This window comes from Hymenobacter terrestris (assembly GCF_013377905.1).
GTDB lineage: Bacteria > Bacteroidota > Bacteroidia > Cytophagales > Hymenobacteraceae > Hymenobacter > Hymenobacter terrestris.
In genome coordinates, this window is record NZ_JABKAV010000001.1 from 1 (window position 1) to 16,772 (window position 16,772).

General features: G+C 58.5%; 15 protein-coding genes and 1 tRNA gene. 6 read left to right on the forward strand and 10 right to left on the reverse strand.

The features are described from left to right. Positions 1-6: 6 nt before the first annotated feature. Entirely contained in the window at positions 7-2,223 is a 2,217-nt protein-coding gene (locus HW556_RS00005; protein WP_176896812.1) for a protein-disulfide reductase DsbD family protein, read from the reverse strand. Positions 2,224-2,449: 226 nt separating this feature from the next. Between HW556_RS00005 and HW556_RS00010 the strand changes: the two genes are divergently transcribed. Beyond that, positions 2,450-3,781, forward strand: a complete 1,332-nt coding sequence (locus HW556_RS00010; RefSeq protein WP_176896814.1) for a hemolysin family protein — start codon at positions 2,450-2,452, stop codon at positions 3,779-3,781. Positions 3,782-3,875: 94 nt separating this feature from the next. On the opposite strand, the gene HW556_RS00015 is transcribed toward HW556_RS00010, so the two are convergent. Together HW556_RS00015 and HW556_RS00020 are read right to left on the reverse strand one after the other, a co-directional pair. Beyond that, on the reverse strand, positions 3,876-4,418 hold the full coding sequence (locus HW556_RS00015; protein WP_176897091.1) for a gamma carbonic anhydrase family protein: 543 nt from the start codon (positions 4,416-4,418) through the stop codon (positions 3,876-3,878). A gap of 153 nt (positions 4,419-4,571) precedes the next feature. Then, the gene (locus HW556_RS00020) at positions 4,572-5,555 is read right to left on the reverse strand and encodes a radical SAM protein (RefSeq protein WP_176896817.1); all 984 of its coding nucleotides are present in this window, start codon (positions 5,553-5,555) and stop codon (positions 4,572-4,574) included. 115 nt (positions 5,556-5,670) lie between these two features. Here HW556_RS00020 and HW556_RS00025 point away from each other — a divergent pair, with 115 nt between their 5' ends. Then, positions 5,671-6,159 carry a hypothetical protein gene (locus HW556_RS00025; RefSeq protein ID WP_176896820.1) on the forward strand — a complete coding sequence of 163 codons (489 nt, stop codon included), beginning with the start codon at positions 5,671-5,673 and terminating at the stop codon, positions 6,157-6,159. 2 nt (positions 6,160-6,161) lie between these two features. Here the strand turns inward: HW556_RS00025 and HW556_RS00030 are convergent, their stop codons facing one another. The 5 genes from HW556_RS00030 to accD all read right to left on the reverse strand — a co-directional run bounded on the left by HW556_RS00030 (position 6,162) and on the right by accD (position 10,500). Next, on the reverse strand, positions 6,162-6,923 hold the full coding sequence (locus tag HW556_RS00030; RefSeq protein WP_176896824.1) for an endonuclease III domain-containing protein: 762 nt from the start codon (positions 6,921-6,923) through the stop codon (positions 6,162-6,164). A 109-nt stretch (positions 6,924-7,032) separates the two neighbouring features. After that, positions 7,033-7,737 (reverse strand): OmpA family protein, encoded by a 705-nt coding sequence (locus tag HW556_RS00035; RefSeq protein ID WP_176896826.1) that lies wholly within the window; start codon positions 7,735-7,737, stop codon positions 7,033-7,035. A gap of 201 nt (positions 7,738-7,938) precedes the next feature. Then, positions 7,939-8,205, reverse strand: a complete 267-nt coding sequence (locus HW556_RS00040) for a YMGG-like glycine zipper-containing protein (protein WP_176896836.1) — start codon at positions 8,203-8,205, stop codon at positions 7,939-7,941. 443 nt (positions 8,206-8,648) lie between these two features. Next, positions 8,649-9,392, reverse strand: coding sequence for an OmpA family protein (locus tag HW556_RS00045; RefSeq protein ID WP_246289461.1), 744 nt, complete (start codon positions 9,390-9,392; stop codon positions 8,649-8,651). Between the two features lie 232 nt (positions 9,393-9,624). Beyond that, the gene (accD, locus tag HW556_RS00050; protein ID WP_176896838.1) at positions 9,625-10,500 is read right to left on the reverse strand and encodes an acetyl-CoA carboxylase, carboxyltransferase subunit beta; all 876 of its coding nucleotides are present in this window, start codon (positions 10,498-10,500) and stop codon (positions 9,625-9,627) included. Positions 10,501-10,722: 222 nt separating this feature from the next. Between accD and HW556_RS00055 the strand changes: the two genes are divergently transcribed. After that, positions 10,723-11,730 (forward strand): OmpA/MotB family protein, encoded by a 1,008-nt coding sequence (locus HW556_RS00055; RefSeq protein ID WP_317170451.1) that lies wholly within the window; start codon positions 10,723-10,725, stop codon positions 11,728-11,730. A gap of 112 nt (positions 11,731-11,842) precedes the next feature. Next, a complete protein-coding gene (locus tag HW556_RS00060) occupies positions 11,843-13,282 on the forward strand; it encodes a hypothetical protein (protein ID WP_176896839.1) in 1,440 nt (479 codons plus the stop codon). 113 nt (positions 13,283-13,395) lie between these two features. Here the strand turns inward: HW556_RS00060 and HW556_RS00065 are convergent, their stop codons facing one another. Then, on the reverse strand, positions 13,396-14,535 hold the full coding sequence (locus HW556_RS00065) for a cystathionine gamma-synthase (RefSeq protein ID WP_176896841.1): 1,140 nt from the start codon (positions 14,533-14,535) through the stop codon (positions 13,396-13,398). A gap of 172 nt (positions 14,536-14,707) precedes the next feature. Between HW556_RS00065 and HW556_RS00070 the strand changes: the two genes are divergently transcribed. Together HW556_RS00070 and HW556_RS00075 are read left to right on the forward strand one after the other, a co-directional pair. Continuing rightward, a complete protein-coding gene (locus HW556_RS00070; RefSeq protein WP_176896843.1) occupies positions 14,708-15,418 on the forward strand; it encodes a TVP38/TMEM64 family protein in 711 nt (236 codons plus the stop codon). Positions 15,419-15,551: 133 nt separating this feature from the next. Then, positions 15,552-15,625, forward strand: a tRNA-Arg gene (locus HW556_RS00075). Positions 15,626-15,786: 161 nt separating this feature from the next. On the opposite strand, the gene HW556_RS00080 is transcribed toward HW556_RS00075, so the two are convergent. Then, positions 15,787-16,623 (reverse strand): bacteriorhodopsin, encoded by an 837-nt coding sequence (locus HW556_RS00080; RefSeq protein ID WP_176896849.1) that lies wholly within the window; start codon positions 16,621-16,623, stop codon positions 15,787-15,789. Positions 16,624-16,772: the final 149 nt, after the last annotated feature.

Consider the following 16,772-nt stretch of genomic DNA (forward strand, 5'->3'; position numbering starts at 1 on the left):
TTAGGGTTAGCGGTTGGCCTGCCGCTGGCGGTAGCTGGCCAAGCCTGCATCCAGGAAACGGGCGAAGGCCGCCGCGTTAGGCTCGTAACCAAGTGGTGGGGCCAACACACCGGTCTGGTTGGCGGGTGCGTTAGGGTCGAGCAGCACGTAGTAAGGCTGCGCGTTTACGTTGAAGCCCGTTACCTGCAGATCGGCGTTTTTCTTGCCAATCGTGCTTTTCAATTTACCATCGTAGGCCGAGGTGTACGCCTCTTGGGCGGGCAAATCGGTTTTGTCATCGACGTAAAGTGCTACCACTACGAAGTCTTCGCGCAGGCGCTTCAGCACCTGAGGGTCGCTCCAGACGGTGGCTTCCATTTTGCGGCAGTTCACGCAGGCGTGGCCAGTGAAATCAATGAACAACGGCTTGTTCTGGGCCTGGGCGCAGCGGCGGGCCTGCTCCAGATCGAAGTAGCCGGACAGGCCGTGGGGAAGCTCAAGGAAGTCGCCGTAGCGGGGCGGCTCGCAGCCGGCCACGGGCGCGGCCTCGGCCGCGCTGCCCTGCGTTGTGCCCACAGTCGCTACCATAAAGTCGGTGCGGCTTTGGGGGGGTAGGTAGCCGGCCAGCAGCGGCAGCGGCGCGCCAAACAGGCCGGGCACCAGATACGTCATGAAGCTAAACGCCAGCACGGCCATCAGCAGCCGGCCCACACTTAGATGCGCCATGTCGGAATCGTGGGATAGTTTGAAGCGGCCCAGCAGGTAGAGGCCCAGCAGGCCCGAAAGGGCAATCCATATAACCAGATTCACGTCGCGCGGCAGTAGGTCCCAGTGGTAGGCCAGGTCGGCCATGCTCAGGAACTTGAGAGCCAGCATCAGCTCCACGAAGCCCAGCGTCACCTTCACCGTGTTCAACCAGCCGCCCGAGCGGGGCAGGCTTTTCAGCCAGGTGGGGAAGATGGCAAACAGCGTGAACGGCAGCGCAAAGGCCAGCGAAAAGCCCAACATACCTACCACCGGAGCCACCCGCTCGCCCCTAGCGGCCAAGCCCAGAATGGTAGCCACAATGGGCCCGGTGCACGAAAACGACACCAGTACCAGCGTTAGGGCCATGAAGAACACGCCCGCCCAGCCGCCTTTGTCGGCCTGCGCATCAATCTTGTTCACCATGCTGTGGGGCAGCGTGATTTCAAACAGGCCCAGAAACGAGAGGCCGAACACCACAAACACCACAAAGAAAATCAGGTTGGGCAACCAGTGCGTGGCAATCAGGTTGGGGCCGTCTTCGCCCAGCAGCGCCGACACCACCACACCAATCAGTACATAGATAACGATGATGCTGAGGCCATACACGGAGGCTTTGAGGATGCCGCGCTGCCGGCTGTCGGAGCCGCTAGTGAAGAACGAAACCGTCATCGGAATCAACGGAAACACGCAGGGCGTGAGCAAAGCGCCCAGGCCGAACACGAAGGCCGCGAAGGCAAAGCCCCACAGTCCGCCCGCCGACTCGACCGCCGTGGACGTTACCGTGGCCGCGCTGGCCGCCGGCGTACCGGCCGACGGCGACACCACGGCCAAGCTGCCATCGGCTGTAACAAGCGTATCGTTAGTGGACGTGGCGGCGGGAACGGTAGCGGCAACGTTGGCGGCAACGTTGGCTGGAGCAGAGGACGCAGTGCCGGGGGCGGCCGGAGTTGCTTCGGGACCAGTTGCCTTGGTGGCGGGCGTGGCAGCCACCGGAGTAGCGGCGGCCGGCGCGGCGGCAGTGCCGGTAACCTCCAGCGGGCCAAAGCTCAGGCTGGCATCACCCGGAATGCAGCGGCCATCCACGTCAGTGCAGGTCTGAAACTCGGCTTCAGCCTTAACAACCAAAGCGCCGGGCTGCAGCACCCGGATGCGCTGACGAATCTGGCCGGTCTTCTCGAAGTACGTGACGTCGCCCTTAAATACGTTGTCGTAGTGCTTGGTTTCACCCACCGATTTGGGCGGGCCGACCAACTCGTAAGCCGGGCTTTTAGCAAACTGCAAACTGAAAACCGTGGGGCCTAAGTCGGGGTCGAAGTTGGTGGCATACAGATGCCAGGTGGCCTCCATGCGCGCATTGATGATAAGGTCGAGCTGCTCGCCCACTTTGGCGGTGGGCTGGCTGAGGGTAGTGGTAAGCTTGGTAGGCTGCAGCACCTGTGCCTGGATGCCCAGGGGCAATAACAGCGCCAGTAGCAACAAGAAAAAGCGGTGAATCATGAGCAGATGATAAGCGGGCAGTAAGGCAGAACGACAACAAAGGTCGGCAGAAACGGCAACAGCTACCGGGCGGGCAAGTTTAAGCCACCCCGCAGCCGCCCGCACCAACCAAGCCAGTCATCTGCAGTATCCGGAATTCCGGTTATTACCCCAACCCCTTAGAGCGAATGTCGTACTTTCGCAGTATAAAGGATGGCCGGGCCGGTTGAGCCTGCCGTCCACAACTATGGGCTTAAACATTTTATTGACTATCCTGCTGGTTGCCGCCAACGGATTTTTTGTGGCCGCCGAATTTGCCTTCGTCAAGGTCCGCATCTCTCAGATTGAGTTAAAAGCGCAGAGCGGCAACCGCATTGCGCAGCTGCTGTTGGGCATGCTACACGAGATGAACCACTACCTCTCGGCCTGCCAGCTCGGTATTACGCTGGCCTCGCTGGCCCTGGGTTGGATTGGGGAAAGCGTGGTAGCGGAGATTATCATGGCCATTATCGCGCAGTTCGGCATCGTGCTTTCCTCCACGGTGGTGCACCAGATATCCATCGTTACCTCGTTTTCGCTGATTACAGTGCTTCACATCGTGCTCGGCGAGCAGGCTCCCAAGGTACTGGCCATTCAGAAGCCCGAAACCACCAGCATTGCCATTGCCATTCCGCTACGGGCTTTTGCTTTTATTGCCTTCCCCTTCATCTGGATTCTTGACCGGATGTCGAATATCGTGCTGCGTATGTTCGGGGTAGTTTCGTCGCACGGCTCGGAGGTACACACCAGCGAAGAACTGCGGATACTGCTCGACCAGAGCAAGCAGAGCGGGGAGATTCAGGAGTCGGAGCACGAGCTGCTCGAAAACGTGTTCGAGTTCAACGACCGAATGGTGAAGCAGATTATGGTGCCCCGCACCAAGCTGGTTGCTCTGGACATGAATACGCCCGAAGATGCGGTGCTGGAAATGGTATACACCGAGGGCTACTCGCGCATCCCGGTCTACGAGGTCAACATCGACAACATTGTAGGTGTACTCTATGTAAAGGACCTGCTCCAGATTATCCGGCGGCACGAGCCGCTGGAGTTGGCCAAAATTATCCGGCCGGCGTACTTCGTGCCCGAAACCAAGAAAATCAACCGGCTGCTGCGTCAGTTCCAACGCAAGCACATGCACATGGCCATCGTCAGCGACGAGTTCGGCGGCGTGTCGGGCATTGTTACGATTGAAGACATCATGGAGGAGCTAGTAGGCGAAATCCAGGATGAGTACGATAACGAGGTGCCGGTGGTAGAGAAGGTATCGGAAACCGAATACCGCGTAAATACCGCCACGCCCATCCCCGACGCCAACGAGCACCTGCCCTACCCCCTACCCGAGGGCGGCGACTACGAAACCGTGGGCGGCCTGCTCAACGTGCTCTATGGCAACATTCCCGAGGTAGGCGACGTGGCCACGCTCGATAACTACGAGTTCCGGGTGCTCAAACGCTCGCGCCGCGCCGTCGAACTGGTGCAGCTGCGGGTACTCAATGGCCAAGAGGAAGAAGCGGAGGCCGGTGCACTGCCGCACCTGTAGCAGCCGGCCGTGCAGGTCTCAAATTACATCAACCAAAAGCGCCTCCCCGGTTTGGGAAGGCGCTTTTGGTTGGCACTTGTTGATAGAATCAAGCTTAATCAGTAGCCTTTTCGGGCTGAGTTTCCTCAGTTTGAAACCAGCTGGCGTACAGTACATAATTGTCGGCCGTTTGAAGCAGGCCGGCGCGCTGCTGCTCCGTAACGGGCTTTATGCGGCGGGCCGGCACGCCGGCATACAGGTAGCCCGGCTCGCAGTGCATGTTTTCCAGTACTACGGCCCCGGCCGCTATAATGCAGCCGGCACCCACCACGGCATGGTCCATCACGATGGCGCCCATGCCAATCAGCACGTCATCCTCCACGGTGCAGCCGTGCACGATGGCGCGGTGGCCGATACTCACCCGCGAGCCCACTATCGTGGCCGCCTTCAGATACGTGCAGTGCAGCACCGCCCCGTCCTGAATGTTGGTCTGGTCGCCAATGCGGATGGAGTTCACGTCGCCGCGCACCACAGCCCCGAACCACACGGTACAGGCGCGGCCCAGCGTCACGTCGCCCACAATGGTAGCATTATCGGCCACGAAACAGTCGGGGCCAAGCTGCGGATGTTTTCCCTGAACAGGTAGAATGAGGGCCATGAGGTAGTTGGTGAGTGGTGAGATGGACAAGAACGTGTCATGCTGAGCGGAATCGAAGCATCTCGCGTGCAATGCCAATCCTACTATCAGAAATTACTATTACATGTGAGATGCTTCGGCTCCGCTCAGCATGACACGTTCTTTCTCAATTGCTCAGCGCGTCAGCATGCGCTTCCAGGTGCCTTTTTCCCAGTTGTATTTGATGGTGCTAGGTAGGGCCTGCCAAAAGTACTTGCTGGTTTCAACGGCGAAGCTGGGCTGCATGTAGCAGTTGATGGTGCAACCTTCGCAGGCGGGTAGCCGGCCTTCGAGGGCGGCCAGCTGCTGTACTTCGGCCGAGTTGTAGAGGTCGAACAGGCGACCTTCAATCGGGAATTTCTTTTCGCCGAGGTGGTAGCAGGGCAGCACCAGCTCGTTGGAGGGCGACACGACCAGCGTGGTGCTAGCGGCCCGGCACACCGGGTCGGCCACGTGGTTGCCTCCATCGCGCCGTAGCTGAATAAAGGCTTCGTTGAGGTACACACCCTTGCGCTTGCCGAAGGCCGAGAGGTAGTCGAGCTCCTCAACTGTAAGCTGCTCGCCGGTTTCTACATCACCGTACTCGAAGGCCGGATTAAGGATCAGCACCAGTCCGTTAGGCTGCGTAATCTGCTCGTACACCCGCTCCAGATCGGCCAGGTTCTGGCGGAAGACGGTAAACAGCACGTCGGGCCGCTCGCCCAGCTCGCGGGCTACCCGGATGCTTTCGAGCACGAAATCGAAGCAGGCCACGCCCCGACCCCGGTCGTGCACCTCCTTCTCCGAGGAATCAAGCGAGAAATGCAGCATATCCACCTTGCCTCGCAACCGCTCGGCGTACTTGGGGTAGAGCAGGCAGTTGGTGGTCAGCGTCGTGATGAAGCCCATGTCGTGGGCCAAGCCCACAAATTCATGAATCTGGCGGTGCAGCAGCGGCTCGCCGCCCGTAAAGTCCACCACCGATACGCCCAGCCGCTTCAGGTCGCGCAGGTTTTGGGTTACATCATCGAGCGTAATGTAGGGCGAGGGCTTCTCCCAGATATCACAGAACGAGCACTTAGCATTGCACCGGTAGGTAACGTAATAATTGCACAGAACCGGATGACGAACAAGACGCATGGCAGTAAAGGTAGAACGGACCGAATAGCTTTTACTGTGGTGCCTGCAACGTTCCTCTTCGTGCGGGGATCTTGCTATTGAATCTGGCCCTCATTTCAATCTTAACTCTCCCAAAATGCACAAGCCCATCCTGGCAACCATCTGTCTGGTAATCTGCGCCCTCTCTGCTTGTAAAAAGAATGAGAACATGATCATAAGCGACGAAAACCAAACCCTCGTCTTTGGCAGCTTTTTCGGCGAGTGTGAAGGCGAAAAATGCGTTGAAATCTATCTGGTGGACTCCCAAATGGAGCGGCTGGCAGAAAACACGACAGATGCCTACCCGAGAAGCAATGTCCCTCTCAACGGCTCATTTACAGAACTCAGTGCTGCTCAGTACGAGCAGGTGAAAGATTTGCCGGCTTTATTTCCTGCGGAACTGCTGACGGAGCAAACCAATGTTATCGGTGCGCCTGATGCGGCAGATCAGGGCGGGTATTACGTGGAGGTAACCCGGCGTGGAGTGCGGCGTCATTGGTTGATCGATACCGATAAAAAGGGCATCCCGACCTATTTGCACCCTTTCGTAGATTCCTTGAGCGTCCGGCTAAAGCGCCTGCCCTAAACTCAATGCTGCAACTCGCCCCAGGCTAAATCCCAGCGGGCGGGGGTGGCGGCCAGCGCCTCGGGCGTAGCGGGGCCGTGGTGTTCGAGGTAGTAATTGCAGAAGCCCTTGAGCGGGCAGCGGGCACAGTTGGGCTTGGCGTAGAAGCACACCTTCTGCCCGTGCCAGTAATTATGCTTGTGGAAGTTGAGCAACACCAATGCATCGGCCGGCAGCTGGGCCAGCAGCAGCTGGTGAGCCTTGTCGGCCGAGGCCTTGGGCGGAATCATCCCCACGCGTTGGGCAATGCGGTGCACGTGCGTATCGACGGGCAGCACGGGCTTGTGGAAATTGAAGAGCAGCACCAGCGAGGCGGTTTTCAGGCCGATACCGGGCATGTCGTGCAGCCAGCTCATGGCCTTGTCGGTGGGCCATTCGGTCAGGAAATCCAGCACAAACTCGCCCCGTTCAGCCTTTATGCGGCGCAGAATTTCCTGAATGCGCGGCGCCTGCGTATCGGGCCAGCGGGTGGTGCGGATGGCGTGGACCAGCTCCTGGGTTGGGGCCGCCGCCACCCCGGCCCAGTCGCCGAAGGTTTCCAGCATCCGGTCGTAGGCCAGCTCCTCATCGGCGTGAGTGGTGCGGTGCGACAAAACCGTCGAAATCAGCTCGCGCATGGGTGAGCGGCGGGGCTTTTCAAGCGTGAGGGGCGGATAGAAGCGCTGGAGTTCCTCGTAGTTCTGGCGCGTTTTCTCGGCGGCGGAAGCGGTATAAGCTGTGGTCATAGGCGGTTGTACCGCCGGGCCGGGCAGCAGGTTGCGCCCGCCGGGCCACAAAAAAGCGGGGGCATCCCCGAAAGGAGGCCCCCGCTTTTTAAAAGGCTGAAAACCTGGGTTAGATGGTGCCCTTCTCGGCAGCCTTCTTCAGCTTTTCGTTGGCAAAAATGGCCACTTCCACCCGGCGGTTGGCCACCCGGCCGGCTTCGGTCGAGTTGTCGGCTACCGGCTGTTTCGAGCCGTAGCCCGTTACCGTGAAGCGCGAGGCATCCACGCCCTGCTGCTGGGTGTAGTTGGCCACAGCTTGGGCCCGGCGCTGCGAAAGCGGGTTGTTGACGGCGTCGGAGCCACTGGTGTCAGTGTGGCCTTCCACAATCACGTTGGTGTCGCCGTACTTCACGAGCGTCTTGGCTAGCTCCTGGATGTTGTTCTGGGCCGCGGCCGTCAGGCTCGACGAGTTTTTGGCGAACAGCAAGCCCGAATCGAAGGTGATTTTGATTCCCTCGCCCACTCGCTCGACAGTGGCACCGGCCATTTCGCGCTGCAGTTCGGCGGCCTGCTTGTCCATGCGGCGCCCAATCAGCGCGCCCCCGGCCCCGCCCACGGCGGCCCCGATGATAGCTCCCTTGGCCGTGCCCGACTTACCGCCAATCACGCGGCCCAGAATGGCCCCGCCAGCAGCGCCGCCCAGGCCGCCAATTATTCCGCCTTTAGCGGTTTTGCTCCAGGGCTTTTTCTCTTTGGTGGTTTGTGCCTCGGCGAAATTGCCGCCCAGCAGCAACACGGCCAACAGCAGCACAAATAGAGAGCGAAGATTGATCATCGGAAAACAGGAAAGATGAGGAAGTGAAAAATACAGGGCCATCTAGCTGGCTACAGGCCGGCAAAGCTACCCGCCGGAGGCCGCTTTACAACCATCCTGCCAAAAACAGCCCGGCCCCACCCGCTGGTAGCGAATGGGGCCGGGAGTCAGCCTGATAGATTCTTGGAAACGACCTTATCCAGGCTGAATAATGCGGCGTGCTTACAGGTTAGGGTTGTTAGCTTCCCGCGCCCGGCGACGCTCATCTTTGCGCTTCTGCTTCTCGTTACCGATAACGGCCCCGGCACCAGCACCCACAGCGCCACCAATTATGGCGCCTTTGGTACCGCCAATTACGGCGCCGGCAGCCGCGCCGCTACCGCCACCGATTATGGCGCCTTTGCCCGTGTCGTTGGCATTACGGTAAGTCGAGCAACTCATCATCAGGGCTGCAATCAGCAGCATAAACGTCCAGCGTATCATTTTCATGGTCGGTCAGTTTTAGTGAAAGAAATAAGCGTTCGGCGCAGTGGCTTCTAAGCCGGCGGTTAGTTGCCTAAGGCACACCTAAGCCAGAGCAGCCTGCCAATGAGCGTTTAAACGGCTCAGGCTATAGCCAGGTTGGCAGTTTCCGGTAAGTACGGCGGCACGTATTGTATTTTCCGACGCCCTCCTTATCGTAGTCACTTACCATTCCTGAACCATGTGCCGGGTACTACATTACGGCCGTGGGGAAAACCGCCCGCATGTGAAGCCTTGCACTACCGATGCTGATAATAGCAGATTTCGAAGCCACGATTTTCCACTTTAGGTGGGCACTGCGGCCGTAGTTTTCAATCATAGCTCCGAAATAGTCGGTGCAGGCACAAAAAAAGCCCCCTCAGCGAGGGGGCTTTCTCTATTACGGCTGGCATCATGTGCCCGGCCTTTAATTACAGCGTACCGTTTTCGGCGGCCTTCTTCATCTTCTCGTTGGCGAAGATGGCAATTTCAACGCGGCGGTTGGCCTGCTTACCGGCTTCGGTCGTGTTGTCGGCAATAGGCTGGCTCGAACCGTAGCCCTCCGTCGAAACACGGCTGGCATCTACGCCTTGGCTAACGGTGTAGTTAGCCACGGCCTGGGCCCGGCGCTGCGAAAGCGGGTTGTTGATGGCATCCGAACCCGAGGCATCGGTGTGGCCTTCTACAATCACGTTGGTGTCGGGGTACTTCTTCAGCGTTTCGGCCATCTTCTGGATTTCGGTCATCGAAGCGGCACGCAGGTCGCTCTTGTTAGTATCGAACAGGATGCCCGAATCGAAGGTGATCTTGATGCCTTCGCCTACACGCTCTACCTTGGCGTTAGCCATGTCGCGCTGTAGCTCTTCGGCCTGCTTGTCCATTTTGCGGCCGATCAGGGCACCGCCCGTGCCACCTACAGCAGCACCAATGATAGCACCAGCAGCCGTGCCGCTTTTACCACCAATTACGCGGCCCAGCACGCCACCTACTATCGCACCACCACCAGCACCGATGATGCCACCTTTGGCCGTTTTGCTCATGCCGGTTTTGCGGGGACCGGTACCGTTGGTATCAGCCTCCGGAATGTTGGGGTTGCGGGGCTGCGAAGTGGCGCAGGAGCTGATGAACAGCACGAAGGCCATCAGAAGAGTAAAAAGGGAGGTGCGAGAAGTCATAAAATTCAACAGATTGGTGAGAGAAAGAGTCAATTTACCTGGTCAGAGGTACTTACTAGGTTTGAGAAAAAAAGTTCGGCAAATATAGACGCTTATCTATACCCGGCCGCTGGCAGAGAACCGCTATAATAGCCGGAAGCCCGCCCGAGGCGCCTACAGCGCATCTGGCGGGCTTCTTCCCAAAAAGCTTGCCGAAAATTGAGTGTGGAGGCCGAAATACCAATCGGGAAGCCTAAGCAAGCTCAGGCTCAGCGCCTTTACCGGCCTGCAGCATAGAAAGCAGCGTGTGCAGCCGCATCTTCAACTCCTTACGGTCGACGATAAAGTCGAGGAAGCCGTGCTCAAGTACAAACTCGGCGCTCTGGAAGCCCTTAGGCAGATCTTTGCCAATGGTTTCTTTGATAACGCGGGGGCCGGCAAAGCCGATGAGCGCGCCGGGTTCAGCAATATTAAAGTCGCCGAGCATGGCGAACGAGGCCGTAACACCACCTGTGGTCGGGTCGGTGAGCAGGGAAATGTAGGGCAGGCCAGCCTCAGAAAGCAGCGCTAGCCGGGCCGAGGTTTTGGCCATCTGCATCAGCGAGAAGCCGGCTTCCATCATGCGGGCGCCGCCCGAGCGCGAAATCATGAGGAAAGGTAGGCGGTGCTCACGAGCGTAGTCGATGGCGCGGGCAATCTTCTCACCTACCACTGAGCCCATCGAGCCGCCGATGAACTTGAAGTCCATGGCCGCCACAACAAGGCCCAGACCTTCGAGCTGGCCGTGGGCCGTGCGCACGGCGTCGCGTAGGCCAGTGCTTTTCTCGGTGGCTACCAGGCGTTGCGGGTAGGCTTTGGTATCCACGAAGTGCAGCGGATCGGCCGAGTGCATATCGGCGTCGAGCTCCTCGAACTGGCCACCATCGAAGAGGAAGTTGAAGTACTCGGCGGCTTCCACCCGGTCGTGGTAGCTGCAGTTGCCACAGGTGCAGAGCAGGCGCTTGTGCTCCACCATGGTGGCCACCGTTTTGCACTCCGGGCACTTGTACCAGAGGCCGTCGGGGGTTTCCTTTTTCTGGTCGGTGGGCGTTACAATGCCTTTTTCTTTGCGATTAAACCAAGACGACATAAGTACAGAAAGGCGTGGGGTCAGAAGGAAGTACGGGCCCGCGCCGTCCGGGAGGGCGCGGGTTGGGGGGTGCAAGTTACGGCGGAATCCAGAAGCGTGAAACGCCGGGGCAAAGTGCGCCCGGCTGACGGGGCGGGGCCGAAGCGGCCAGCGGACTGTATCTTGCCGGATGCCGGCCGCGAGCCGGCCGTATTTTCTTTCGGCTTTCTACTCGTTTTCGTAGTGAAGAACTCCTTTCCTTCCGCCCTGGCAATGGGCGCCCTACTGGCCTCTCTGGCCCTGCCCGGCTGCGTAGCCTCCAAGAAGTACGACGACTTGCGGGCCCGCCAGTCGGCCACCGAGCAGGCTAAAACCGAGGCCGAGCGCCAGAACCGCCAGAATGTGGCCGAGCTGAAAAAAGCCTCCGACGAGCTAACCCGCCTGCGGCTGCAGAACCGTCGTCTCACCGACGACTCGACCGAAACCGGCCGTAACCTGGCCCGCACCCGCCAGCTCTACGAACAGCTCACCGACAGCTACGACCGGCTACTGAAAAACTCGGACCGGACGCTGGCCAACAAAACCACCGACTACAACAAGGTAGCCCAGGACCTGGCCCGCCGCGAGGCCGAACTGGGCGAGCTCGACCAGAGCCTGCAAAAGAGCCGCGCCGACATCGACCGCCTCAACCAGGACCTGACGACCCGCGAGGCCAAACTGGGCGAGCTACAAAAGGCGCTGGCCGAGAAAGACCGCGCCGTGGATGCCCTCAAAGCCAGCGTGAGCAACGCGCTGCGCGGCTTCAAGGGGACAGAATTGCAGGTAGAAATGCGCAACGGCAAAGTATACGTGTCGCTTTCCGAGCAGTTGCTGTTCAAAACCGGCTCGACCAAAGTGGACCCTAAAGGCCAGGATGCGTTGCGGCAGCTGGCCACCGTGCTCCAGCAGCAGCCCGATGTGAACGTGGTAGTGGAAGGCCACACCGACAATGTGCCCTTCAGCCGGGCCGTGGGCTCGATGACCGACAACTGGGATTTGAGCGTGCTGCGGGCCACCGAAATTGCCCGCCTGCTCACGACCGGTGGCGTAGCGCCGGAGCGTGTAACGGCCTCGGGCCGCTCGCAATACGTGCCCGTGGCCCCCAACAGCTCGGCCGAAAGCAAGGCCCTCAACCGCCGCACCGAAATCATCCTCACGCCTAAGCTCAACGAGCTATTCAAAATTCTTGACTCCAACTCGGCAGGCAAGTAAATAAGCTGCCAACAATTACTGCTTTACCATATATTTACAAGCGAGTAGCGTGAGGACAGCTAACTGATTCTCATGCTACTCGCTTTTTCTATTACACTCTTTATCCTTGCTTATGTCTGTTCACGCCTGGGCCCGTGCCCTGCTTGTAGTCGGTGCCCTGTTTAGCTCCGTCCCTGGTTTCGCCAGTCATGCCCGTGGGGGTGAAATCTATTACACTCCCGTACCCGGCACGGCCAATACCTACCATATCACGGTCCGGAAATACGCGGTACCGCCCTCCCCCGTAGTAGTCGAGTATGGCCCGGATATGGAGCTGGTTTGCGGCCAGGGAGGCTGTTCCTCCACTTCGGCCGGCAGCTTTGTGGCGAAACTACTGCTCACTAGCAGCACCAGGGTGCTCGCACCCGACTGTACTGCGGGTTCTGCTATCCAGGTATTGGTGTACGAAGGGGATGTAGAGCTCCCGCCGGCCCGCTGGACGCTGAGTATGGGCGATGTAAACCGAACTTTTGGCTTACTTAATCTGGAAAACTCCGGCAATCAAAGCCAGTACGTAGAATCATTTCTGGATAACTCCTCCGGATTACGCAATTCGTCCCCCCAATTCATTGAGTCACGGGTCCCGCTCCTGCTGGGAAATCAGCGGCAGCTATACAGCTTTAGTGCCTTCGACGCCGATGGGGATTCATTGGTCTATCAGTTGGTGCAGCCCTTGCAGGGTGGTTGGCAGATAGCAGGTAGTGGCATTGCGCCCTGTGCCCAGCCCACCGTTGGCTTCACACCTTCGCACTTCCAGTTGAATGAAGTTACCGGCGAGGCCCAAACTATTCCATTTACCTTGGCGGTTGGCGCCTTTGTAATGGCGGTGCGCGTGCAGGAATACCGCCGCCTCAACGCTTCCTGGACCTTAATTGGCAGCATCACGCGCGACCTCGCGTATTTCGCCAGAGCAAGCAGCAATAGTACGCCTTCATTCACGTCTCTGCAGGTGGGTACCGTGGGCCAGCCATTTGATAAGGCTATCGAGGTAATTCCAGGCCAGACTATTGCCGTGTTGCTGGACGCCACTGATGCGGATGCTGACCAGATCCTTACTTTCAGCAGTGCTGCCACCACTATCGTTCCCGGCGTAGCCCTCCAGCCGGTTTCGGCTACCCAAGCTCGCCTAACCTGGCAGGTTCCGGCCGATCTGCCTTCGGGCCGCTACTATTTGCCCGTCACGGTAACCGACAATGGCTGCCCGCTTTTCGGGAGTGAGAGCCGCAGCGTTGCCTTTTTGGTAACCGCCCGGAGAGTTCTGAGCACGGGTCCGACCCAACCGGCCGCCGCACTTTTCGCGGTTCCTACGCCTTTTCGGGAGCAAGTAGAGTTCAGGCTCCGCCAACCCGGTACCCAACCGGTAACGGTATGGGATGCGCTGGGCCGGGTAGTAGCTCAACTGGTCAGCACGCCCGACGGTCGGGTTGTCTGGCGGCCCGAAAACCACTTGGTAGCCGGGATGTACCTAGCCCGCACCGCCGATGGCCAGCAGGTGCGACTGCTACGCGAGTAACCCCAATTGCCTAGTCGGCCGCAGCAAAATTTTGCAGCCGGACACCCCCAGGGCACAAAAAAGAGCCGCTCAGCTAATAGCTGAGCGGCTCTTTTTTGTGCCCTGATTTTGACTTACCCGATGGCCTGCTTCAAATCGGCAATCAAATCTTCGGCGTCCTCAATGCCCACGCTCAGGCGGATAAGCGAGTCGGACAGACCAGCCTTGCGGCGCTGCTCGGCCGGAATGCTGGCGTGCGTCATGGTAGCGGGGTGGCCCGAGAGGCTTTCGACGCCGCCCAGGCTTTCGGCCAGCGTGAAGAGTTCGAACTTTTCGAGCACCGCAATGGCATCGGCCTGCTTATCACCTTTGAGTACAAACGACACCATGCCGCCAAAATCGCGCATCTGCTTGGCAGCTACGGCGCGGTTCGGGTGGTTTTCGAGACCGGGCCAGTACACCTTTCCCACTTTCGGGTGCTGTTGCAGGTACTCGGCTATCTGGCGGCCGTTTTCGCAGTGGCGCTGCATGCGCACGTGTAGGGTTTTGAGGCCGCGCAGCACCAGAAAGCAGTCCTGGGGGCCGGGCGTGCCGCCACAGGAGTTCTGGTAGAACGCCAGCTGATCCGCTAGCTCTTCGTTGTTCATCACCAATGCGCCCATCACTACATCGGAGTGGCCGCCCATGTATTTGGTGAGCGAGTACACTACAATGTCGGCGCCCAGATCGAGCGGGTTCTGTAGGTAAGGCGTCGAGAACGTATTGTCGACGGCCAGCAAAGCGCCGGCCTTTTTAGCTACGGCCGCGGCGGCTTCAACATCAATAATATTGAGCAACGGATTGCTGGGCGTTTCCACCCAAATCAGCTTCGTGCGCTCGGTTACGGCGGCTTCTACGGCCGTCATGTCGTGCATGGGCACGAAATGGAAGTTGATGCCGTAGGGCGCGTACACCTTTGTGAAGAGCCGGTAAGAGCCGCCGTACAGGTCATCGGTGCAGATAACCTCGTCGCCGGGCTTGAGCAGCTTCATCACGCAGTCGATGGCTGCCATACCCGAGGCGAAGGCCAGTCCCTGCTTGCCGTTATCGAGGGCTGCCAGGGCGTCCTGCAGTTGGGTGCGGGTGGGGTTGTGCGTGCGTGAGTATTCGTAGCCCTTGTTCTGACCGGGCGAGGTCTGGACGTAGGTAGAAGTCTGGTAGATAGGCGTCATGATGGCCCCGGTAGCGGGGTCGGGATGCACGCCGGCGTGGATAGCTTTGGTTCCGAATTTCATGCGTAAAGCGTAAGTAACAAGTGAAAATTTAATTACCCGGCAAAGGTACAAGCCTTTGCCGGAGTGCCATTTTGGGCTGACTGAAGCCTTGAACCCGGCCGTAGCAGCCATTCTTACGTTCTTAGCAACCGACCGGCCAACAGCGCCGGTCTACTCTTTGTTGCCTGCTACTATGTCGTTTCTGAAAACCCTGTTCCACCAGAACAAATCCACGCTTACTGCCTTGGTCCTGCTCACGGTGCTGCCCATTATTGGCGACAGCGTGCTGACCTGGACCCTGCACGAAAACCAGCACTGGCTGCGCGACCCCAGCCCGGGCCTCATGCTGCTGTACTTTGTGGTGGTAGCCGCCACCATGACCCTCTCCCTCACCCACACCACGGTAGTGGTGCTCACCACGGCCTTTTTCTTCGGCTGGCCGGGCTTCCCAGGGATGCTGCTGACTTACATGCTGGCTGCCTACGGAGGCTACCTTATCGCCTACAATCTCGACAAGGGCAAGCTTATCCGGCTGCTGGAGCAGTTTCCGAAGGCCCACGCCGTAATGGGCGAAATGCGGGCCGACAGCTGGCGGCTGGTGCTGCTCACACGCCTCTCGCCGGTACTGCCCTTCGCCATGATTACGTTCATCCTGACTGTAATGGGCGTACCGAAGCGGCAATTCCTGACGGCTTCGGTTATCGGTATGCTGCCCCGCACGCTGTTCTTCTACTGGCTTGGCACCAAGGCCCAGGATGTGCTACTCCTTATTCAGAACCCCGACACGGGCACGGCCGGGAAGGTACTGGTGGCAGTGCTACTTGCCATATCGGCTTTCGGACTATACTTTGTATTTACCCGGGCTTTGAAGCGCAGTTTAAAGCAAAGTGAGGCATCAGAATAAAAAAATCCGACTGTCATTCAGCCGCTTGCAGGCAGGGAGCACACTTTTTTTGCCTCTCGGTTTGCGCAGCCCGCTTTTTAGCTGCTATCTTTGCACAACCAAAACGGATAAACGCATCCGCATAACGGTAAAGGGTTGTGTAGCTCAACTGGATAGAGCATCTGACTACGAATCAGAAGGTTTAAGGTTCGACTCCTTACACGACCACTAAAAAGCCCCTCGGCATTACGCTGAGGGGCTTTTTGCTTTTCATAAGGGTTACTTTCTCCGCCGTACATATCACCAGCGTGGCCGGCCGACGCACAGCAGCAAGTTTAGTACACGCGATGCACATCAATCGTGATGCGGCTTACCCACACCGGGCAAGGTTAGCCGATGTTGTAGGCAGGTTGGGTAGCATCCTTCGGCACCCGTTCGTCGAGCATAGTTTTGCCCACCAGATACACCGCTACCGACAGCCCCACCTTATTGATTACATCGGCAATGGAAAAGCCAATGTGTACGTAGTTCATATTGATGGGGAAAACTGACAGCACATAGCCCACCGGGTACACGCCCCAGGTAGTAACCGTACTGATAGCCGCCAGCTTAAAAGCCCGGCGCTCCACGGCTGTAACCTGATTTTTAAACCGATTCCAGAGCCGCCAGAGCACGAAGGGCACCACTAGGTAAGCAACCGTAGATACAGCACCCCAAAATAGTTTCGGTCCCATCACAATATGGCCCGTAGCATCGAGTTGCTGCTCGCCGATATAGCCGGTAAGCACCATCAGAAAGTCGGCTAGCAGCAGGGCTACTATTGAGCCTTTGGCCTGCATGGGGTCTATCCGTAGCAGCAGCACCATGGTTAGTAGCATAATGGGCGTGGTAATCGACCAGCTGATATAGCGATACTGACCGATAGCGTTGTAGCTGGTTCGGATCAAATCCTGCTGCTCGGCCAGTGTACCCAGGCGGGCCAGGTCGGTTAGCATGTGCTGGTAATAGTTCTGAATGAAATAGTAGGAGAGCGCCGCAATGCCCGCCACGACGGCCCCCATGGTGCGGGTGAGACGGTGCTCGGGCACCGTGAGGCCATTGGAGATGATAGAGAACAGGAAGTTGCCCAGAAAGGCGTACATCGAGGCCAGCAGAAAAAAGTAGGTCAGCATCGACACCATGTCGATGCGGGCAGCGGTGGGCACAAATAAGTCAGAGAGCTCCATAAGCGAAGAGATTGGGTTGGGAAGCAGACAGGTGGTGGGGCATTTTCTGCGGCCCAGACCGCTCCAAACAACGCAGATTCCGGCCTTGCCGTTGCGGTCGAGCTTGCCCTGCAAGCGGTATTCTTTCCAGGGTTACGACCTGCCAAAAT